Source organism: Rhizobium cauense, from assembly GCF_019511525.1.
Taxonomy (GTDB): Bacteria; Pseudomonadota; Alphaproteobacteria; order Rhizobiales; family Rhizobiaceae; genus Rhizobium; species Rhizobium cauense.
The window spans coordinates 30,748-51,496 of record NZ_JAEUAT010000028.1 but is presented as its reverse complement, the minus strand read 5'-3'; the positions used below and the strand labels follow the sequence as shown (position 1 = coordinate 51,496).

The following is a 20,749-nucleotide window of genomic DNA, read 5'->3' as shown; positions in this document are numbered from 1 at the left end:
CGCGTGCTCGCGAAGCGCTGCCTGTTAAACAGCGCTTATCATAGCGAAATGCAGTGAACAGTGGAGTTATCGATGATTGCGGACGGGGCCGTTTTCGAAAACAACGATACGATCCTCATTTGTCGGGCGGCGCGCGCTATTGGCGGCGGAGCGCGCAAATTTTTAATGACAGGCGCCGTGCAAATTGAGCATGAGCAACGACATGCCGGATTTCGCACGCATTGACGGCGTTTAGCGTGCATCGACGCGATCAGATGTTAGCCTGCATCCAGTTCGAACGGCGGCACCGTCCGAACACCCCCGCTCTCCAGAATGTACTTAAGGTTCGCTCGGGCAATGTGCCGTCATCGGATATTCCGAGGATGCGAGATGACCAGGCTTATCGCTACTCTCACTCTGGATGATGCCAAGCTGATGTTGTCAGCGTCGGAAGCTAAGGCCGCTGAATTTGGTATCGCCTATAATATTGCAGTGGTCGACGCCGGTGGACATTTGATCGCCTTCGTCCGTCAGGACGACGCTCTGATCGGCAGTATCGACCTGGCAATCAAGAAGGCGGTGACCTCGAGGCTATTCGACAAGAAAACCGATTACCTGGCAGAGCTCGCTCAGCCCGGCGCACCGCTTTTCGGCATAGATCAGAGCAATGACGGCAACGTCGTCATCTTCGGCGGCGGCCTTCCTGTCGTTCGCGATGGGCAGCTGATCGGTGCCGTAGGGGCAAGTGCTGGATCGGTGGAGCAGGACATTGCTGTCACTCAAGCCGCTGTATCCGTCATGAACGTTTAAGCAGCCGACACAATTTGGAGCTTCAGGAAAGGAGCAAGGAAGATGACAACCAACATCGAAGGAAAGGTTGTGCTCATCACCGGTGGTGGTACGGGACTGGGTGCAGAGACCGCCCAGATGCTTGCATCGAAAGGGGCAAGGGTCGCCATCGCCGCACGCAGGCGTGGCAAACTCGAAGAAGTCGTCTCCAGGATTTCCTCATCCGGTGGCAAGGCGAAAGCCTACGAGCTGGATGTAGCCAACAAGGATCAGTTCAAATCGGTCGTGGATGCGGCTGCATCCGATTTCGGAAAGCTGGATGTGCTGATCAACAATGCCGGCCTGATGCCCATCCGCCCGATGGCGGAAGTAAACACGGATGAATGGGACGCAATGATCGACGTCAATCTCCGAGGAACCCTTTACGGCATCGCTGCGGTTCTGCCTATGTTCATCAAACAGGGGACAGGCCACATCATCAACATCAGCTCTGTCGCGGGCGTAAAGGTTTTCGCACCAGGCGGTACCGTCTACTCCGGAACCAAATTTGCTGTTCGGGCCATCTCCGAGGGGTTGCGCCAGGAGATCGGCAGCAAGATCAGAGTGACCTCGATCGAGCCAGGCGCTGTCGAGAGCGATCTCAAGCATTCTACCAGCGGCACATCGCAGGGCGCGGTCATGGAATTCTACGAGTCGGCGATCCCCGCCAGCTCCGTCGCAAGGGCGATCACGTTCGCAATCGAACAGCCGGATGACGTGGACATCAACGAAATCGTTCTGCGGCCCACAGCGCAGGAATTCTAATCGGCGTATTTAACTCCGCGGCAGATGCAGCTCAACCGACCACGGCTCTTGGCGGATCGTGTCGCTGCGCGACCACGCCCAACGTTTCCAGGACCGGTCGTTTTCCAACCCTGACACCCAAAGGAGAATGTGACATGGCTTACCAGAGCGTAAATCCGGCGACCGGCAAGGTCCTCAAGACATTCAACAACCACAGCGACGAGGAAATCGAAAGGGCGCTCGCCCTTGCACAATCGCTCTATAAGTCGCCCTGGTGCAAGGGCGACAGAGCATCCCGGCTCAAAGTCCTGAGCCGTTTTGCCGAACTGGTGCGCGGACGCGTGGACGACCTGGCGCGCATCCTCACACTGGAAATGGGAAAACGAATAAATGAGGCGCGGACTGAAGTGCGGATCACCGCCGACATCGCCCAGTACTATGCCGACAACGCTGAGACTTTTCTCGCTCGTGAGAAGGTAACAACACCGAAGGGTGAGGCGTGGCTGGAGTATCATCCGATCGGCGTTGTCGTCGCCGTCGAGCCCTGGAATTTTCCATTCTACCAGCTTATCCGTGTTGCCGGACCGAACCTTGCGGTCGGCAATCCTGTTCTCGCAAAGCATGCCAGTATGGTCCCCCAGGCGGCCGTAGCATTCGAGGAGCTACTTAGTGAGGCTGGCGCACCTGAGGGAGCCTGGACGAACATCTTTGCGACGGGTGAGCAGATTTCAAAACTCATCGCTGACGATCGCGTGCAGGGCGTAGCGCTCACCGGTTCGGAGGGGGCAGGTAGCATCGTGGCGGCGAACGCAGGCAAGAACCTCAAGAAATCAGTGATGGAACTCGGTGGCAGTGACGTCTTTGTCGTCCTCGACGATGCGGACGTGGACAAAGCAGTCGCCGCAGGAGCCGAGGCTAGGCTGCGCGGCTGCGGTCAGGTCTGCAATGGCGCGAAGCGTTTCCTCATCCATGAGAAGGTCGCCGACGAATTCGTCACCAAGCTTGCCGACAAGTTTACAGGCACCAAGATTGGCGATCCTATGGATGAAACCGTCGGATTGGGACCAATGTCTTCGATTGGAGCCCGTGACGACATCGCCGGACAGGTCGAGCGTGCGGTCAAGGCCGGGGCCAAAGTCCTGGTCGGCGGAACGGTGATCGACGGACCGGGCGCGTACTACAAGCCGACCATCCTCACCGAGGTATCACGGGATAATCCCGCTTATTTCGAGGAGTTCTTCGGACCCGTGGCACAGGTACATGTGATCAAGAGCGATGACGACGTCGTGAGAATAGCAAACGACTCCAATTTCGGCCTCTCAGGTGCCATTTTCACCGCCAACGTCGAACGCGCGAAAACCCTGGCTTCGCAAGTCGAGACCGGGTCCGTGTGGATCAATACATCCTCCTTTACTGGTCCAGAGCTTCCCTTCGGTGGGGTAAAAAGGTCCGGCTACGGTCGTGAACTCGCAGGCGCGGGGATCAAGGAGTTGGTAAACCAGAAGATGGTACTCGTCGCGCATTGATCGACGTCGCAGGCATCGTACGGAGATCCAGTTACAGGATGGGCCACAACAGTGGCCCTTCTTGCTTGAGATCGCCGGATTGGCGCAAGACAAGAGTGTCGGGTAGCGCCACGTCCTCTCAGTTTGGTTAAATCGGTTTCAACAAGCCAGTCTGTTCGCGCAGGGTCAAATGAGTGGCGTAAGGAAAACCTTCCTGGTGCATCCTCAGGGATCTGCTTCACAATCATCGGAACTCCAGGGGGAGGAGGGCTTGGCAGAATACCCAACATCTGAGGGGGAGGCGATGGCACGCATGCGATATCGAACCATAAAGACCACGGGTGCGGAGATTTTTTTCGCCGCTAAACCTTTCCCGAGGCAGTGGACCCCCACCCGATGATACTGCTCCTGCATGCAAACCTCTCTCGAGTGACCTTGGAAGCGTAATCGACACGCGATCACACAGATTTCCGCAACGAGCTTTGCCTCAATGGGCGGAAGCCATGCGTGGGCTTCCACGCGCGATCACTGCAAATACCCCTAGCCCCAGGAGAGTGAGGCAAAACCCTGCCCATACCGCAGACAGCAAACCGAAGCCACTCGCCACTGCAAGCCCACCCCCCCAAGCGCCGATGGCATTCGCGACATTGAGAGCGGCAAGGTTCATTGCGCCCATCAGGGTTGGGGCCTCCGGCGCAAGCCGTGTGAGGCGGACCTGGATTGTCGGTATCGCTGTCATCATTGTCGCTCCAATGCAAAACAATCCGACGAACAGCGTCGGGACGTTAGAGCCGAAGCTGGCCACAACAGCGAGTACGATGATGGCGCTTCCGAAGCCGATAACAATGCCACGGGCCGGGTGCACATCGGCGATTCTGCCTCCAAGCAGATTCCCTGCTGTCATGCCGATACCGAACAAGGCCAGGGCAATTGGAATCCATACTGGATCCATGGCGACCACGTCGGTGACAAAGGCACCAATAAAGGTATAGACGGCAAAGATGCTCGCTACCCCGAGCGCGGCTACCAGCATCATCAACCAAACCGAAGACTTACCAAGCGAACTGAGTTCCCCCGCGACCGAACCGCCATTCAAGGAATTCGTCCTGGGAAGCCATAACCACAACGTCGCGACGGACAGCACTCCTAGTGCCGCGACCGCCAGGTAAGTGTTCCTCCATCCAAGCGTCTGACCAAGGAAGGTGGCGAGTGGTGACCCGACAATCGTGGCGACCGTCAGGCCGGTCATCACGAGTGCAAATGCCTTCCCTCCATGTCCAGGGCCAACGATGTACGATGCGACGACCGCGCCTGCTCCGAAGTAGGCGCCTTGAGGCAAGCCGCTGATAAAGCGGGCCACCGCAAACGTTCCGAGGCCTGTTGCCAAGGCTGATAGGATGTTTCCGCACACGAAGAGTATCATGAGCAACAGAAGCAAAGTTCTTCTATTTAACCGGGCTGCGGCAAGTGTGACGAGTGGCGCGCCGATAACGACGCCAAACGCATATGCAGTTATCGCGTTCGTGGCGGCGGGCAGATCTACCTCAAGGCTCGCCGAAAAGAGTTGCAGTATCCCCATGCTTGCGAATTCGGATGTGCCGATGCAGAAACTCCCAAGCGCAAGCGCAAAGAGCGTCAAACCCGCTTTCTGCCGTTGCTGAGGATCAGTGCAATGCACTTTTACGGCCGCGCATTGGGCTTCAAAGGCTTTGCCGTGCATGTTGGCCTCCATTGCTTAAGGGAGCGTCTGGCCCCGCCCGAAGCTCGGTGCATCCGTTTCGGATCGCGCCGCCGGGCAAGGTTCCGCATTGGAATTGCGACCGATCAAGCCGCCACCGCAAACCATACTGCTGTGAAGCCATCGCAGTTGTTAAATGCGGTTAAGCTCCGGAAAAATATGCTGCGTTCGACACTTACTATCATCCCCTGTGCCGGGTTTGAGGACCACCGTTGTCTGCGTTTTGACACGCCCGACAGGCAGACGTTTGTAAGGATTGTTGTCTGCTCGATCGGGTACGCCTTAGCCGCTTTCGCGAAAAACCGACCACGTTGACCCGCATGCGCCTTGCGCTACTGGGCGAGATAGCCGCCGTCGATATTGAGTTCGACGCCAGTCACGTAGCTTGCCTCCTCCGAAGCCAGATACAGGCAGCCATAGGCGATCTCGACCGGCTTGCCGCCACGTTTCATCGGCGTCATGGCGATGACAGCATCGTTGAGCTCTGACGCCTGCGCGTCCGTCAACGGTGTATGAATGAAGCCCGGATGCACGGAGTTTACCCTGATGCCATCGGATACATATGTCATCGCTGCGTTCTTGGACATGTTGCGAACAGCGCCTTTGGCAGCATGGTACGAGTGCGCACCGGCAACTGCGGCACTGCCCCATATCGAGGAAATGTTGACGATCGAACCCGCCTGCTGCTTGCGCATGACACGAACGGCTTCCCGCATGCCGAGGAAGACGCCAGTCTGGTCGACGCCAATCATCTTCAGCCAGTCTTTCATCTCCAGCTTGTCGAGTGGCTCGTAAGCGATAATGCCGGCGTTATTTACCAGTACGTCCAGGCGGCCATGCTTTCGGACGATGGCGCCCACGACCGTTGCCCACTGCTCTTCGCTGGTCACATCAAGCGTCATTGCTTCGACGCCTTTGGGGTACGGTTGCTCGGGCGGCTTGATGTCGCCGGCGACGACAATAGCGCCCTCGTTGCAGAATAGTTCTGAGACGGCGAAGCCGATACCGCCAGCAGCCCCTGTGACCAGTGCAACCTTGCCTTCCAGTCTCATATCGAAACTCCCTCCTGATTGGCGGTGTCGCACGCAAAGCTTTTCGTCGTGCGGGACACCTGCTCTCCGCAATTCGCGATGGCTTTCGTTCATCGATGTATGGCTTGGTGGGGGCGCTAGTCGCTAGCTGGCGTCAGGATCTGCATTCGCATCACCTTCACGCCGCCCTCGGCGAGTTCGGGGAGCTTGGCAAACCACTCCCTCACATAGGGCATTGCGTTGTGAGCCTCGAAGTCGGCCTCGTTGGCGAATATCTCGTAGAAGATGAAGTGTCCGGGGGTCTCGCGGCTCTCCTGGAGAAAATAGACGAGGTTTGCGGGATCGCCGCGGACAAGATCGATGAGCGGAAGTGTGATGGCCCGCAGCTCGGCCTCCTTGCCCGGTTTAGCACGGACTTCTGCCACGATCGAATAAGCTCCGCTGGCAATTTTGGCGTAGCCCTGACCCGGACCCTCCTGTGCGCGTGCGTCTGTTTGAAAAACGGCTCCTGCAAGCAGGGTGCCGAGAAGAAGCGCTGAAGTTTGCAGCCGCAGTGCTGTGATCATGTCGTGTCTCCTTATCTCGCTCGGCCGCGGTCAAATCGGCCGCTGGCCAAATTCGCCGATGGCTTGCAAAGTGATGCTGGCGCCTGCTGTGCTTACTTCGCGCTGGCAAGTTGCAAATGCGCCGCCAGTGCATCGGCGAACCGCTTTTTCACAGGTCCGAGGGCCTTCACAAACTCCAGTTGTTCACCTTCGGGCCCCTTGCAATAAATCAGTTCCCAGCCGTCCGATGGCGCGACGGTCACCTTGTTGGTGTTGGCGTTTATGGGGGCCGCCTTTCGTTCCTCTTCAGTCGAAACGCGAATGATGCGGTTTGCTCGCACCTGAGTCATGCCGCGTCGTGCGGACTCCGCCTCTAGATCGGCGATAAACTGGTTGAAGTCGACATCGTCTCCGACATGGAAGCAGATGTGCATCATTCGCGGGAAGGCCGGGCTCATGTGCTCGACTGGCTCGGCGAAGGCCTTTGGGCCACCCATCGGTTGGTCTGCATCACGGTATTGCAACAGCTCGATGACAACGTTGTCGAACTGGATGAACCGCACGTCGAGGCGTTGAGAGCCGCCTCTAAGATCAGGAACGCCGATCGTGCGCGGATTTACGCCAAGTTGGTTGGCAAGGATTTCCTGGTCGGCAAGCAGCGTGTTCTGCACGGCATCGCCTTGAAAATCGCCGTGACGGAAGACTTCGGTTCCGCCGAGCACCGCCGTGTAGAACTCATAGGCGCGTTCCATGTTCTGCACCGTCAGGCCGAAGTGCTGTACGCCCTGGAGACGGGCGCCGAGCGATCCCGGAGCGCGTGTTGCTAGTGGCCTTTCCTCGGCGGACGCAGTCGCATTGCCGATCAGTGCGGCGGCAATTCCGCCGAGAGCAACGCCTCCCGCGGCGCAAAGAACGGCGCGGCGCTCAGGGTCGTTCGGTTGAAGAGAGGTCCTTTGCTCGTGCGACATCATTGCCTCCTGTTGTTCGCGAGGTGAATACGCAAATTCTAACGCGGCTGCGCTTGCGAGGCTGGTTAAGATAAGGGAAATTTGGTGAAGCTATCCGCGATCCGTCACCACTCTTCCTGAGATCGGAGTGCGGCCTCCGACAACCCGCCAACAAGGGCACACTCTGGATATGGACACGACGGCGGGGCGTACCAGGCGGATTGCGATCGTGCTTGGTTCAGGCGCGGGGATGTATTTCAGCATCGGGATCATTCTGATCTATGGCTTCAGCGTTTTCATTGTACCAATCACCGCGGATACTCATTGGGATCGGACCGTCGTGGCCGCCGTGGTCGCACCGATTGCCATCGTAAATGGTCTGATGTCGCCTGTAGTCGGGGCCCTGACAGATCGATTTGGTCCACGCCGGGTGCTTGTCGTGTCATCCGTGTCAATGGCCATTGGCCTTGTCGGTGTCGGGACTGTGCCGCAGAGCTTGGCGACGTTCATCGTGGCGGTCGTCGTGGCGAGCCTCATGGGCGCGGCACAGACCGGCGTACCCTACACCTATGTGGTCGTCGGATGGTTCTCCACCAGACGCGGCCTCGCATTGGGTGCGATGCTAGCCTTTGTCGGGCTTGGGATTGCGACCGTTCCTCCCTTCCTCGCATTCCTGATTTCCGAATTGGGCTGGCGCGTTGCATTCGTCGCCGCGGGTCTGATGTCAATGGCAGTAACACTTCCCGTCGCGCTCTTTGTCATTCGCGATCCACCCGCACGCCGGGAGCCGGATGGCTCGGGCGGTGAGGGCCACACGGTTCGCCAGGCGGCGGAGACAGCGAGCTTCTGGTTGATGCTCGGCGCCTTCTTTCTCAACTACTTCGCTGCAGCGGCCGGTTCCATTTCACTCCCTGTCGTACTGGCGGATCGTGGCGCCGATCCGGCGAACGCGGCCTTTGTCATGAGTCTTGTAGGTCTCGCCTTCATCGCCATGCGTCTCGGCTTCGGCGCATTGCTCGACAGGCTGCCCCCGGTTCCATTGACCAGTCTGGCCTTTATGTCGCCCGCTGTTGGTCATCTCATATTATTGAATTCCGAGAACCTGGTCCTTGTTTATGTCAGCGCCGTTTTCTTTGGCCTTGCCACCGGAGCGGAGGGTGATGCTATCGGTTATCTTCTGGCAAAACGCTTCGGAATGCGAAGCTTCGGCAAGCTCTTCGGTGTCAACTACATGGCTTTGACGTTTGGTGCCGGCCTTGGACCGGCCTCGCTACACATCATAGCCGGCGACGGTGCCCACTACCTTCAGGCCTTCACCCTGTTTGCTGTAATTGCGGTGATTGCTCCAGTACTGCTGATGCTCGATCGACGTACGCGAACACTTACAGCACGCGACTAAGGATGCGTAGGCCTGCCACGCCTGGCGTCGGGTCGGGCCACGGCGCGCCTCTCGCCAAGCTCTCCCAGAAGATCGAGAAGCTTGCGTGCCTTCAGTAGATCGCGGGTAGCGAATCCGTCGTTGAACCGCCCGTAAACCGGCGCCAGAACTTTGGCAGCCATTCCGCCCTGATCCGCCCGAAGCCAATGCTCGGACAATGCCGTAGCGGCGCGCAGCTCCCATGACAGTGCACCCTGCCGGCGCGCCAGATCGAGCGCTTGGACATAAAGCGCCTCGGTTGCCTGCGCCGTCCCGTTGACGCTCTCCATGGCCAACAAATCCGCCTTTATGCGCAACAGCTCAGGCATGCACCAGATTTCACCCGTCGATGCCGAAAGGGCAATTGCCTCGTCGATTGCCATTCTGCCGGCATCAACGTCTCCATGGTCGCCGAGACCCGCAGCATAAACACCGATATAGAAGGGGCACCGCATGCGGAAATGGACAGCAAGAAGCTCATCAATCGCGCCTCGCAACATTGCCAGTCCGGATGCATCACCGCTCTGCATGAGCCACTCCGCGCGCAGGCAGCGGCTCATGGCGCTCCAAACTGTCATCGCATGTTCAGCAACATGCGCTTCGATACCGACAATAAGGCGTTCCGCGGTGGCAAGGTCGCCTGTCAGCAGCGCGATGGGGCAGGTCGTGTGGACAACAGCATTGCAGAGCGCGAGGGCGTGTTGCGCGGCCCGCGCCTCCTCCAATTGACGTTGCGCCATCGCAACCGCTTTGTCCGGATGTCCTTGCAGCCAGGTCACGTTCGCAAGAGTGCCCCGCGCTGCAGATCTCGGGTCTAATTGAAACCGGGCGATGTCCGAGCGAGCCACGGGAGGAATGTATCGGGCTATCATGCGTTCAAGGTGATGGCGCGCATCAGCAAGATCGCCCAGGTAGCGCAGAGCGGTTCCCACTTGTCTGTCGACATTGTTGCGCGCATCGACGTCTCCACGATCAGTTGCCAGCTTTCGGAGCTTTTGCGCCATTTCCAAGGCCGAGCGATGGTCCCCCGTCCATGTGAAGTAGTCGCACAAGCCCCAAAGACATCTGAGCCTATAGTCGGTGTCATGGAGTGCCTCGGCGCAGCCGAGCGCTGTGGTCCAGGCTTCCTTTACCTCCGGAAGCGGCCCGCGGGTATGAAGTAGTGCCGTGCCGTAGGCAAACTGCAGTTTCATTTCGTCGCCAGCATTGCGGAAGCTAGCAAAGGATTCGGCGAGAGCGATTTCGACACCCGCTCGGCATTCCTCAACGAGCGATAGATGCTCCCAAAAGGGAAGAGCAGCTACCGTGAGCGCTACGCCGATGGCAGCGTTCCGGTCCCCGGCGAGCGCCCACGCCAATGCGCTGCGGACATCATCCATCTTTCGCCCGTACTCGGCGAGCCAGTGGGCTGTCGGTCGAATTTTCCATTCTGCCTCAGCGCGTTTGGCGAGTTCGAGGAGATGCTCCGCGTGGCGTTGGCGAAGACTGTCACTTTCTCCGCTTTCGACGAGTTTCTGCAGCGCATATCGGCGCGTCGTATCGAGCAATCGATAGTGCGTTCCATGCTCACCTCTCTCTGTCGAGACAAGCGATTTCGCAACGAGGCTCGCAACAGCGTGCATGCATTCGGAGCGGGCACGCCCCTTGTCGACAGCAACTGCACAAGCAGATTCGAGACTGAAGGCGCCGGCAAAAACCGAGACGCGTTGCAAGAGAACGCGCTCAGGCTCGGCCAGCAGACCATAACTCCAGTCCAGCGTCGCATCTAATGTGTGGTGTCGAGGGTCCCGGCAACGCCTATCACTCAAAACATGAGATTGATCGGATAGAATGTTGAGAAGTTCGCGTGTGCTGAACGCATCCAGACAAGGCGCGGCGAGCTCGATCGCAAGCGCCAGTCCGTCGAGCCTGCGGCAGATCTCGGCCACGATTGACGCGTTTGCGTCGTTGAGCTCGAACTTGCCGCGACTTGCCGCTGCCCGCTCGACGAAGAGCTCGACTGCTGGGAACGTCAAGGCGCTGGCGGCGGTAAGCTCGGACACGTCCGGCGGTGTTTCGAGCGGCGGCAGGCGATAGATCTGTTCGCCGCGTACACGTATTGGTTCACGGCTCGTCGCAAGAATTCGTAGCCTTGCGCCTGCCGCCAACAAAGCGTCTACGCACGCCGCCACCGCCTCGATTACATGCTCACAATTGTCGAGGACAAGGATGAACTCCCGATCGGCCGCAAAGGCGGCTATTGCACCTGTAATATTCGCCGAGTGGACCCTCAATCCCATTGTCGTGACAATTGAAGTCGGCACGAGAGCCGCATCGTTCACAGTCGCCAGATCAACGAACCAGACGCCATGCTCGTAAGCTTCTTTCAGTCGATCAGCGATTGCGAGAGCCAACCTCGTCTTGCCGACGCCACCCGGGCCAACGATCGTCAAAAGGCGCGATGTCTCCAGGACACACTGGACTGCATCGATAGCCTCGCCTCGTCCCACCAAACGGGTCGTTGAAACCGGCAGGTTGTTCGTGCGGGCACCTTGCGACTTCGCCGTGACAACGGCGCCACTCCGCTCCGAAATGCGTACGGGAAATACGAAGCGATAGCCCCGGCCGCTGACAGTCGCTATGTATTGCATACCGTCCGGAGCATCACCAAGCACCCGACGAAGCGCTGCAACATTCACCTTGAGATTGCTCTCCTCGACGAAGGTATCCGGCCAGGCACGCGACACCAACTCTGCCTTACCCACTAGTTCGCCAGGACGCTCGATCAACGCCGCCAGAATTTCCAGCGCGCGGCTACCGATACGAACGGTCGCCTGACCGCGCGTCAGCGATTGCCGATCCGGAACTAGCACATATGGACCAAAGGAATAGGAAAGCACGGACGAAGCCCCGGACGATCGTTCAACCAAAATGGTTACGGGTCCGGACATTAACCGCTATCACATATTAAATACATCGCAGATTGATCACCAAGGGGATCCCAGACTGCAGCTTCGACCATTTGGGACGAATGACGGCAATGCCGCATGTTTGATGCACAGAAGGTGCAGGTCCTGTGCCATCAGGCGTTCGCAAGCAATCGGCGGTTTGCGGCCGCTCGGCCGCGTAACCAGTCCGCCGCACACGACAAGGCGATCGCTGCTGCCCAATTTCTTCTTAGGATCCCGGATGCGTTTGAGTTGCAGGTTCGCGCAAATCATATGATCCACTGCCCGGACAGGCTGCTAGTGGTCGGACTGGCTCCTTCGCCATTCGGCGACATCCTCCTTTAGGATCCAGATCGTTTCTTCCTTTCCAGCGCGACCATGCTCCAGTTTGTAGGTCGCAACCGAACCGAATGTCGTCATGTGTTCCAGCAGTCTCCTTTGAGTGGCATCGGGGGGTGACGCCACCGCCTCCATGGCTTCCCTGGTCACGATTACGAGCCAATTCGCAGTGTCATCGGCCATAGGTATGTGGCCATTTTCATCCTGGATGAATGGGGGAAGGTCTGGGCGGAGGTGTAAGGCAGACATGACAATGTGCCCTCTCGCAACGATTAAGCCCGGTGCTGCTAGGTGCAGCTCCGGGCCTAGTTGACTGTCGTATGGGATTACAGTCACTTAGCGGCACAGTTTTCGTGCGTCGCTATAACAATAACCCCCAATTAGGGGAAAGGTTCCACTCTCCCGTATATCAACGCACCACCGCCTGGTCCCAATGCACGGCAGGCTCGATTGCGAGTGCTACTTCGCCAAGTTTCGTTGTGTTGCTACCTCTTCGAGGATGCGCTTGACGCGAAGTACGTCTTGGGATGGAGAACTACCGGCATCGGCGGATGCCCGGATTGCGCCATTCAAGTGTTCTATGGCGATAAGGATCTCCTCGTCGCCAATGGACTGATCCGTAGCCATACTTTTGGCAACGCGGCCAGGATTCAACATGTTTCATCACCTCTTCATTCATTGAAGCGAGGCAGAAAATAGGTGATTTGGTCCTCGTATGCTCCCGCCGCCAAGTCTCGAGGTTACCAACCAACAAACGAGATTTGCCGCGTCGAAGAAATCCAATTGCCACCAGAGAGTTGCCTGTCCCGAAATGATACGATCGGACTGTGGATAAGCGAGCCCGCGGGCACGATAGCAATAGACTGCGTCGTACCAAGCTTCAGATGCGGGGTGGTGCAAAGGGAATGACGACTGGTTTGAGCCGGCCATCCGCTCCGACTGCAAGAGCGAAAAAAATCCGCGCGTGTGTTTTACCATTGTGTCGGCTATTGCCGATGAAGTCAGTCAACGAGGGCCGCCACATGTCAGCTGCACAGTCCGCCATTCTACTTGACCTCGATGGGACGCTGATTGCGTCAGAGCCTGGGATTTTGTCGAGCTGCCGGGCGGCACTTCGTTCACTTGGGCACGACACTGATCCGAGAATGGATATAGCCTCGATCATCGGCCCACCGATCGAAGACGTCATGCGGTACCTCCTTCAACAGTTTGGCGACGATCGCGTCGCGGAAGCTGTTGATGCCTATCGGCAGGACTACGGAGCAAGAGGTCTCCTGCTCAGCGAAGTTTACGACGGAATTGAGGAGGCTCTCGGGGCGATGAGTCAGTCGGCCAATCTGTACCTTGCCACGTCGAAGCGGGAGACATTTGCGCGCAGGATCCTTGCGAACAAAGGTTTAGATTCGCTGTTCACCGGCATTTATGGATCGACGCCAGCCGGCGATATCGACCACAAGCCGGAACTGATCGCCCACATCATTAGGGTGAATGAGCTCCATCCCGATCGCTGCGTCATGGTCGGGGACCGTCGATACGATATTGCCGGCGCGCATGCGAACTCAGTTCGCGCGATAGGCGTGCTTTGGGGCTATGGAACAAGAGACGAATTGGAGAGCGCTGGCGCGGATCAGTTGATCAACACGACCCAGGAGCTCGCTGAGATAGCCCTCGGAATGACCACGTCTCCGAAGGCAACCTGAGCAAGAGGCTCTGTCGCTATGTCGGAGACGATGAGCTGCCTGAGACGGCCGCCACCCCTCCAACGGGAAGGTCGCTTCATAGCTCTCCCGCCGACCGGCCAGAAGAGCGGGGGCTAGCCGTGGGCATAGGCTGCCGACAGTGCCCCAAGATGAGACGAGATCTGGCGCCAGCGTGCGGGCTGGGCGCCAGTGCGGGAGATCATTGCCTCGATGAGGCCGGTCGAAACAACATTCCTTAGGCGTCGATCGCCGTTGCGCATACCGAACTCGATCAGGTCGAAAACCTTGTCGCGCTCCTCGATTGCAGAAAAGTTCTCGGCAATCCTCCAGCCCATCTCCTCAAAGACAGTCTGCATGCTCGAGCTTTCGACCTCTATGGGGCAGGGGATGTAGCGCGTCAGCTCTTTGGCCAAGGTCTTGCTGTCCATCTTGTCATTCTCCTGATTTTCTTCGTCTCAGTTGACTGCGCAGTTACGCAGCATCGTCTGTCGGCCAGGCCGGACCAGCACCCCTGCCGCTCAACAGCCACCAAAGGCTGACATCAAGTGTCCTTGCCATGACCTTCAGCCGATCCGCCGGAGGTTCTGCGCGATCGTTTTCCCAGGCCGACCACGTCTCGGGCGGAACGCAAAGGATGCCAGCGGCGCTATATACCGAAAGCTTGCGAGCATCGCGTGCCAGAGAAATCCTTCCGCCCAGTGTGTCGTCGGCGGGAACGTCCCTATCCGGGTAATCGCAAAACATGAAAACCTCCTGTCTCGTCAGAGCTTCGGCTTCGCTCATTCGAAAGCCGAAGCCTTTCGGCCCCCTAGCTCTGTTCGCCGAGCCATGCCTTGATCTGATCAGGGTGGTCCTTGATGTATTTTGTCACTGCCTCGTCGTATGAGGTTTGCTGTGCATTGAACATCGCCGCCTCGAGGTCGGAAATCGGCAGCTTCATGCGCGACAGGAAACCGGCAACCTTTGGATTGTCAGACTTGAAGTCCCTCCGGGCGAGCACCTCCACGTGTTCGGCTTCGCCGAGCGATTTTTTTGGATCGGCGATGTAGCGCAGCTTGTACTTGCCAAACATCCAGTGGGGGCTCCACGAGGTTGCGACAAACCACTTCTCACTGCGCACGGCTCGATCGACAGTGGTCAGCATTCCGGCCTCGCTCGAAGTCTGGAGCTTATAACCATCGAGGCCGTAATCCGTGAGCGCCTTTTCTGAAAGACGCGTCAGGCCTGCACCTGGATCAATGCCTTGAACAGTTCCGGACAGCTTTTTCTGCACGTCTGGCTTCTTCAGGTCTTCGATCGAGGCGACCTCGCTTTCCGGAATATAGTCCGGGACAATCCAGCCGAGCTTTGCGCCGTCGTAAACAGTGCCCAGCGGCTCCACGCGGTCTTTAACCTTGGCATAGTACTCGGCATGGGTCTGCGGCAACCAGGCCATCATCATCGCGTCGAGATTACCGCGACTGACACCCTGGTAAAGTGGAGCCACATCCGACTGAACCAGTTCGACCTCAGTGCCAAGCTCGTCCTTGATCAACTTGGCTGCTAGCTTGGTCACGAATTCAGCATCGGACCAGGCGGCCCAACCAAGCTTAATGGGCTTCGTGTCCTCAGCCATCAACGTCGTGAAGGTGCCGCCAAAGATGGCTGTAGCCAGGCCAAGGGTTGCAAGGGTTTTGAACATATTCTCTCCTTCGGGGAGGTTTTCGTGATCACGGGTTCAGGACCCGCATGATTCGCGCGCAGAAGGCTTAGGCAGTGACCGCTTCCAGGGTCTCGCGCTCGTTCTTCTTGAACAGCACTTGCCAGAAGGCGGCGCGGGGCTTTCCCAAGCTTTGGGTGATGCGATCAAGGATGACAGCGAGAATGACGACGGCGAGACCGCCCTCAAAACCGGTGCCGACATCGAGCCGCTGAATGCCCGTCAGCACCGTGTTGCCGATACCGCCAGCTCCAATCATGGAAGCAATGACCACCATCGATAGCGACAGCATAATCGTCTGGTTGATCCCGGCCATGATCGACGGCAAGGCGTTTGGAAGTTGCACCTTGAACAACAACTGCATCGAGGTGCACCCAAAGGCGTTACCCGCCTCGATGAACTCGGCATCTACCTGACGGATGCCGAGATTGGTCAGCCTTACAACTGGCGGCATCGAAAAGATCACGGTGGCAATTGCACCTGGAACCGAACCAAGCCCGAAGAACATTGCGGCCGGGATGAGATAGACGAAGGCAGGCATCGTTTGCATCAGGTCGAGAACGGGGCGTACGGTTGCAGCCACCGAATCCTTGCGCGCCATCCCAATCCCAAGCGGCAGGCCAACGATCAGCGCCAACAGCGTCGAGGCGATGACAAGCGAAAGCGTTTCCATCATCGCATCCCACAAACCCATGTGGTTGACGAGCCACAGCGCTGCCCCGGTCAAAACACCAAAGCCAATGCCGACACGCCAAAGGGAGAGGACGACGAAGATCGCGATGCCGACGGGCATTGGAATGGCAATGAGAGCATTCTGGATCGTACCCGTCACGAAGCCGATTGTTCCGGCTATGAGGTCGAGGCTGGGCGAAAAATTGTCCAGAATGTAGTTGACGGCGGCGTCGATGCCGTCACCAATATCGAAATTCATATCTGTCTCCGGTGGTTGGCCGGTTAGGGGAGAAATCAGCTTGCGCGGTCGAGCGTTTCGAGCAACGTCGTTTTGCTGATAGAGCCGAGATAGTGCTTGCCGTCGTCGACGACAGGCACAGGCCAAGGACTGGCTGCGACTTTGCCGAGCACGTTCGACAACGGTTCGTCAGCCGGGATCGGCTCGATCTCGGAGAGGAAAGCTCCGCGATAAGGATCGTTGGAGTTGGCACGCAACTTCTCGATAAGCGAGGTCTGGCTAACCACGCCTTGATAGGTCTTGTCGCGCCCAATAACGATGGCGTATTCGCGGTCATAGTTCTTCATGCGCTCTAATGCTGCCGCTGCAGAAACACCCTGACGCTCGATGATCGTCACCTGCGTCTTGCGGGCAACATCGCCGGCCCTGAAGACCTGCGATACGTCGACGTTGCGGAAAAAGGACCGAACGTAGTCATTTGCCGGGCTCATGACGATCTCGTCTGGCGTGCCGACCTGGACGACATGACCGTTCTGCATGATACAAATGCGGTCGCCGATCCGCATGGCCTCGTCGAGATCGTGGCTGACAAAGACGATCGTGCGGCTGTGCTCAGCCTGCAGGCGGACGAGCTCGTCTTGCATTTCCGTGCGGATCAACGGATCGAGGGCGGAAAAAGCCTCATCCATCAAAAGGACAGTTGGTTCGCTGGCGAGCGCGCGGGCAAGGCCAACACGCTGCTTCATTCCGCCGGACAGCTCATCCGGGCGGCTGTCGGCATAGGTGTCGAGGCCAACGGCCTTCAATGCCGCAAGCGCCTTCTCCTTGCGCTCTGCCTCGCCGATACCGGAAACTTCAAGGCCGAAGGCAGCGTTGTTGAGCACATTGCGGTTGGGCAGGAGCGCAAAGGACTGAAAGACCATGCTGATGTCCTTGCGGCGCAGGTCGATGAGCTCGCGCCGAGACATGGTCGTGATATTCTTGCCATCGATCTCGATCGACCCCGAGGTTGGCTCAATCAGTCGATTGAGAAGGCGTAGCAGGGTGGATTTTCCTGAGCCAGAAAGGCCCATGATCACGAAGATCTCGCCGGTCCTGATGTCAAAGCTGGCGTTGTTGACGCCAACGGAGCACTTATGCTTGGTGTGGATTTCGGATTTGGTCTTTCCGGCCCGGATCATCTCCATCGCCCGTTCCGGACGCTCGCCAAAGACTTTGTAGACATTCTTGAGACTGATTTTGGTCGAAGCCGATTGTGCCGGCGCGTCATTTTCAGTTTTTAAAATCATCCATTCGTGGGCCCGGCTCGGCAGCTCGGGCATTCTCCTTGCTTAAAATTCCAGGGATCTGGCCGCGCCATAAATTGCTTGCAGCGATCAAGGATGGAAAACAGTTGATGGATGCGGATCACACCGCAGCGATGCGCCCTTTTTAAATTTGCAGCGTCGAATGTCCACCTAAAGCTGTCTTTTTTGTGCATCGTGCAGCTCTTTTGGACCACTATGCCCTTGCCCGCATCGCCTGACTTTAAGTGGTTTCGACAACCCTTGGCGGTAAATATCACAATTCCGTGATCACCCTCCGCTCCGGCAGATCTCGTCGACATAAAATCGCTAGCTTCAGCAATGGGTAACTACTTCAGACGTGATAAATTGGCAGCGACAACACGGGCACATACCCTATCTCCGGACCATCAGCCCATCCTCAGGAAGGGCAAACGTCATGTGTGAAAGGAACGAAGCATGAGCCTTACTTTCGCAGTTGGTGACGTGCATGGATGCCTCGCGCAACTCCAGATGATGCTCCGTCGTATTGATTCCTTTGGCTCAGGGAGTGTCATCTTTCTCGGTGACTACGTGGACCGTGGACCACACAGCCAGGGCGTCGTTGACACGTTGATGGCCGGTCCAAGTTCATTGAGCTGGAAGTGGATCGCTTTGAAGGGAAATCACGAGGATATGATGGTGGGCGCCCAAGACGGCTCCTACGACGAAGGTTGGTGGCTTGCCAATGGAGGGACCGAAACTCTCAGGTCATACGGCGGCTTCATTCCGACAACGCATCTCAAATGGGCGAGCTCCTTACCTCTGATCCATCATGACGAACATCGCATCTTCGTGCACGCGGGCGTTAAGGAAGGCGTCTATTTCGAGGATCAGACGCCAGAGGATCTGCTGTGGACCCGCTTTACGGCCGCAGATTCCGACGAGTTTTGGGGCAAGCACCTTGTCCACGGTCACACGCCTTCACCGTCCAATCCCAAAACGATCGGCAACCGAACGAACGTAGATAGTGCATGCGTATTCGACGGAAGACTGTCGTGCGCTGTCTTTGATGATGATCTACCAGGCGGACCGATCGACTTCATCGAAGTAAAGGTGTGACGCCGTGCCGTCTTTAGCAGGGTCGAAGCTGATCAGTTCCGCGGGCGGAACTGATCATGCCAAGATGGTACGATCCACCGTCCCCTTCGAAGCCATGCTTCTTTCAAGTGGAGTTAAGGGCGATCGTCGCTACCTTCGATCGCCTACCAAATTCCGCGACCAAACCGTCGCAGTGCAATTCTAGCCTCGAGGCCAGCCAGAAGGGCCAACAGGATTTTCTTCAGATAACGCTTCGTGTTCTCTTTCATTTTCCCATCCTCTGGTCTGCGATGAAGGCTTTCCACCCTCCGAACTCCGTTATCTCCCGCGCCGCCCTGACGGCATGAGCTTCGCATAGAAATCCGGACGCTTGTGAGCCGTCATCGAGCGTTACCTTTCCAATGCCGAGCGGAGCCGGGATATTCTGCACAAAGCGGCCAAAAGCCTCTGGCGTCACATTCCAGACTTCTACTTCAAGTCCCTTGCCGGCAAAGCCCGGTTCCCGGATCAGACCGGGCTTCGGCGGTGTGGTATCGGGCAAAACGAACAGGCGGTAATCCGGTGCCGTACGGCAGGATTTGACGTGTTTGCCTCCTGGACGGGTCAGCTCGTGGTTTAGGGGCATCCCAGTGAGGTGCGCGCCGACCACGACGATCGGCACCAGACCGTCATCGCCCTGGGGCACCCGGCTTGCCTCGGGGATAACAGCCCAGCGATCCATACCCATCCCGGCATTCAAGTTGCGGTGCATGGCGTCCGCGAAAGGGGCGAGGGCATCGTCGGTGAAGGCAGGTCCCACCAACGTCACTCCAGCAGGCAGATGTCCGTCGGTGTCGAAGCCGGCCGGGATGGCTATCGCCGCATAGTCCAGCAGATTGACGAAGTTGGTGTACCGACCGAAATGGCCGTTCTTGACGATCGGATCCGCTACCAGCTCCTCAACCGTGTAAATGGTCGGGGAGGTCGGCAACATCAGGATATCAACCTTCTCCCACACCTCTCTGATCGTCTGTCGAAGTGCCTCCAGCTTATACTTGCCACGAAAGGCATCGACCGCGTCATAAGCTCTGGCACCCTCGATGATGGTGCGAACGGTCGGGTCGAAGTCCGAAGCGTTTGTCCCTAGAAAATCCCTTACCGCCGCCAACCGTTCGGCGACCCAAGGTCCATTGTAGAGCAGCTCGGCAGCCTCCCGGAATGGTGCGTAGTCGAAGGGGACGATTGTCGCGCCGAGTGCACGTGCCCTTTCGATTGCCGCATCATAGAGAGCCTCGACCTGTCTGTTGCCGAAGAACTCGCGTTCGGGTCCGCCGAGCACGCCAATACGCAAGCCCGAAACGGGCAGATTGGCGGGAACCGCCTTGCGCGAGAACGGATCTGCCGCATCATGGCCCTCCATTACCTTCCGGATCGCTACACCGTCGCCGACCGTTGGCGTAAAGACAGTAACGACGTCGACACTGCGGCAGGCCGGCACGACGCCGACATTCGGGACCAGCCCCGGTGTCGGCTTTATTCCAACGAGATTGTTGAAGCGGCCGGCACACGTCCGGAGCCAGCTGTGTCAGTGCCGAGCGCAAAGCTTGCCAGGCCCGAAGCAACCACAACCGCCGAGCCGGAGCTCGACCCCCCGGACACATAGTCCTTGTCGAAAACAGAGCGTGGCGCCCCATGCGGCGATCGCGTACCGTTCAGGCCTGTCGCAAACTGGTCGAGATTGGTCTTGCCGATCACGATTGCACCTGCCTCCCGCAGCCTTGCGACGACTGTCGCGTCGCGTTCAGGCTGATAGGAAAAAGCAGGGCAGGCCGCCGTCGTCGGCAGGCCCGCAACGTCGATATTGTCCTTCACAGCAAATGGAATGCCCCAGAGCGGCAGGCTGTTTGGCACCGGTGCACGCTCAAGCAGCGCGCGTGCTTCGGTACGCATCGCATCGTCCGCGGTCGGCGTGATGAAGATGGCAGGATCGTTGGATGCTGCGCGTCGGGCAATGACCGTCTCGATGACATCGAGCGGGCTTATGCCTTGCTCATAGGCTGCGCGAAGACTCGTCAGATCAAGAATGGTTGGCAGCATG

18 protein-coding genes and 1 pseudogene are annotated in these 20,749 nt (G+C 58.0%); 6 read left to right on the top strand and 13 right to left on the bottom strand.

All coding sequences use genetic code 11. The features are described 5' to 3' along the window. Nucleotides 1–369 precede the first annotated feature (369 nt). The 3 genes from JNB88_RS31090 to JNB88_RS31080 all read left to right on the top strand — a co-directional run bounded on the left by JNB88_RS31090 (nucleotide 370) and on the right by JNB88_RS31080 (nucleotide 3,077). Nucleotides 370–789: a GlcG/HbpS family heme-binding protein gene (locus JNB88_RS31090; RefSeq protein ID WP_220358823.1), complete on the top strand. Its 420-nt coding sequence runs from the start codon at nucleotides 370–372 to the stop codon at nucleotides 787–789. A 42-nt stretch (nucleotides 790–831) separates the two neighbouring features. Continuing rightward, entirely contained in the window at nucleotides 832–1,572 is a 741-nt protein-coding gene (locus tag JNB88_RS31085; RefSeq protein WP_220358822.1) for an SDR family oxidoreductase, read from the top strand. Nucleotides 1,573–1,706: 134 nt separating this feature from the next. Continuing rightward, the gene (locus JNB88_RS31080; protein WP_220358821.1) at nucleotides 1,707–3,077 is read left to right on the top strand and encodes an NAD-dependent succinate-semialdehyde dehydrogenase; all 1,371 of its coding nucleotides are present in this window, start codon (nucleotides 1,707–1,709) and stop codon (nucleotides 3,075–3,077) included. Nucleotides 3,078–3,543: 466 nt separating this feature from the next. Here the strand turns inward: JNB88_RS31080 and JNB88_RS31075 are convergent, their stop codons facing one another. The 4 genes from JNB88_RS31075 to JNB88_RS31060 all read right to left on the bottom strand — a co-directional run bounded on the left by JNB88_RS31075 (nucleotide 3,544) and on the right by JNB88_RS31060 (nucleotide 7,338). Beyond that, nucleotides 3,544–4,776, bottom strand: coding sequence for an MFS transporter (locus JNB88_RS31075; RefSeq protein WP_220358820.1), 1,233 nt, complete (start codon nucleotides 4,774–4,776; stop codon nucleotides 3,544–3,546). Nucleotides 4,777–5,126: 350 nt separating this feature from the next. Beyond that, nucleotides 5,127–5,846 carry an SDR family NAD(P)-dependent oxidoreductase gene (locus JNB88_RS31070; protein ID WP_220358819.1) on the bottom strand — a complete coding sequence of 240 codons (720 nt, stop codon included), beginning with the start codon at nucleotides 5,844–5,846 and terminating at the stop codon, nucleotides 5,127–5,129. A gap of 116 nt (nucleotides 5,847–5,962) precedes the next feature. Next, nucleotides 5,963–6,391, bottom strand: a complete 429-nt coding sequence (locus JNB88_RS31065) for a putative quinol monooxygenase (RefSeq protein WP_220358818.1) — start codon at nucleotides 6,389–6,391, stop codon at nucleotides 5,963–5,965. Nucleotides 6,392–6,483: 92 nt separating this feature from the next. Further along, nucleotides 6,484–7,338 carry a VOC family protein gene (locus tag JNB88_RS31060; RefSeq protein WP_220358817.1) on the bottom strand — a complete coding sequence of 285 codons (855 nt, stop codon included), beginning with the start codon at nucleotides 7,336–7,338 and terminating at the stop codon, nucleotides 6,484–6,486. Nucleotides 7,339–7,507: 169 nt separating this feature from the next. Between JNB88_RS31060 and JNB88_RS31055 the strand changes: the two genes are divergently transcribed. Beyond that, nucleotides 7,508–8,716 carry an MFS transporter gene (locus tag JNB88_RS31055; protein WP_223217402.1) on the top strand — a complete coding sequence of 403 codons (1,209 nt, stop codon included), beginning with the start codon at nucleotides 7,508–7,510 and terminating at the stop codon, nucleotides 8,714–8,716. On the opposite strand, the gene JNB88_RS31050 is transcribed toward JNB88_RS31055, so the two are convergent. The 3 genes from JNB88_RS31050 to JNB88_RS31040 form a co-directional block, all read right to left on the bottom strand. Continuing rightward, the gene (locus JNB88_RS31050; protein WP_220358816.1) at nucleotides 8,713–11,613 is read right to left on the bottom strand and encodes an ATP-binding protein; all 2,901 of its coding nucleotides are present in this window, start codon (nucleotides 11,611–11,613) and stop codon (nucleotides 8,713–8,715) included. The two genes, JNB88_RS31055 and JNB88_RS31050, sit on opposite strands and share 4 nt — an antisense overlap. Nucleotides 11,614–11,958: 345 nt before the next feature. Further along, complete coding sequence (locus JNB88_RS34250; RefSeq protein ID WP_262928102.1) at nucleotides 11,959–12,081, bottom strand: hypothetical protein; 123 nt, start codon at nucleotides 12,079–12,081, stop codon at nucleotides 11,959–11,961. 378 nt (nucleotides 12,082–12,459) lie between these two features. Then, a complete protein-coding gene (locus JNB88_RS31040) occupies nucleotides 12,460–12,657 on the bottom strand; it encodes a hypothetical protein (RefSeq protein ID WP_220358814.1) in 198 nt (65 codons plus the stop codon). Nucleotides 12,658–13,022: 365 nt separating this feature from the next. Here JNB88_RS31040 and JNB88_RS31035 point away from each other — a divergent pair, with 365 nt between their 5' ends. Continuing rightward, nucleotides 13,023–13,700, top strand: coding sequence for an HAD hydrolase-like protein (locus tag JNB88_RS31035; RefSeq protein WP_220358813.1), 678 nt, complete (start codon nucleotides 13,023–13,025; stop codon nucleotides 13,698–13,700). A 113-nt stretch (nucleotides 13,701–13,813) separates the two neighbouring features. On the opposite strand, the gene JNB88_RS31030 is transcribed toward JNB88_RS31035, so the two are convergent. The 5 genes from JNB88_RS31030 to proV all read right to left on the bottom strand — a co-directional run bounded on the left by JNB88_RS31030 (nucleotide 13,814) and on the right by proV (nucleotide 17,598). Next, the gene (locus JNB88_RS31030; protein ID WP_220358812.1) at nucleotides 13,814–14,128 is read right to left on the bottom strand and encodes a DUF7674 family protein; all 315 of its coding nucleotides are present in this window, start codon (nucleotides 14,126–14,128) and stop codon (nucleotides 13,814–13,816) included. A 43-nt stretch (nucleotides 14,129–14,171) separates the two neighbouring features. After that, complete coding sequence (locus JNB88_RS31025) at nucleotides 14,172–14,444, bottom strand: helix-turn-helix domain-containing protein (protein ID WP_220358811.1); 273 nt, start codon at nucleotides 14,442–14,444, stop codon at nucleotides 14,172–14,174. A gap of 64 nt (nucleotides 14,445–14,508) precedes the next feature. Further along, entirely contained in the window at nucleotides 14,509–15,381 is an 873-nt protein-coding gene (locus tag JNB88_RS31020; RefSeq protein WP_220358810.1) for a glycine betaine ABC transporter substrate-binding protein, read from the bottom strand. A gap of 67 nt (nucleotides 15,382–15,448) precedes the next feature. Next, a complete protein-coding gene (locus tag JNB88_RS31015) occupies nucleotides 15,449–16,330 on the bottom strand; it encodes an ABC transporter permease (protein WP_220358809.1) in 882 nt (293 codons plus the stop codon). Between the two features lie 35 nt (nucleotides 16,331–16,365). After that, on the bottom strand, nucleotides 16,366–17,598 hold the full coding sequence (gene proV, locus JNB88_RS31010) for a glycine betaine/L-proline ABC transporter ATP-binding protein ProV (protein ID WP_051977118.1): 1,233 nt from the start codon (nucleotides 17,596–17,598) through the stop codon (nucleotides 16,366–16,368). Between the two features lie 453 nt (nucleotides 17,599–18,051). On the opposite strand from proV, the gene JNB88_RS31005 reads away from it, so the two are divergent. Further along, nucleotides 18,052–18,693: a metallophosphoesterase family protein gene (locus JNB88_RS31005; protein WP_220358808.1), complete on the top strand. Its 642-nt coding sequence runs from the start codon at nucleotides 18,052–18,054 to the stop codon at nucleotides 18,691–18,693. A gap of 244 nt (nucleotides 18,694–18,937) precedes the next feature. Here the strand turns inward: JNB88_RS31005 and atzF are convergent. Next, a pseudogene (atzF, locus tag JNB88_RS31000) lies at nucleotides 18,938–20,748 on the bottom strand (allophanate hydrolase). Nucleotide 20,749 lies beyond the last annotated feature (1 nt).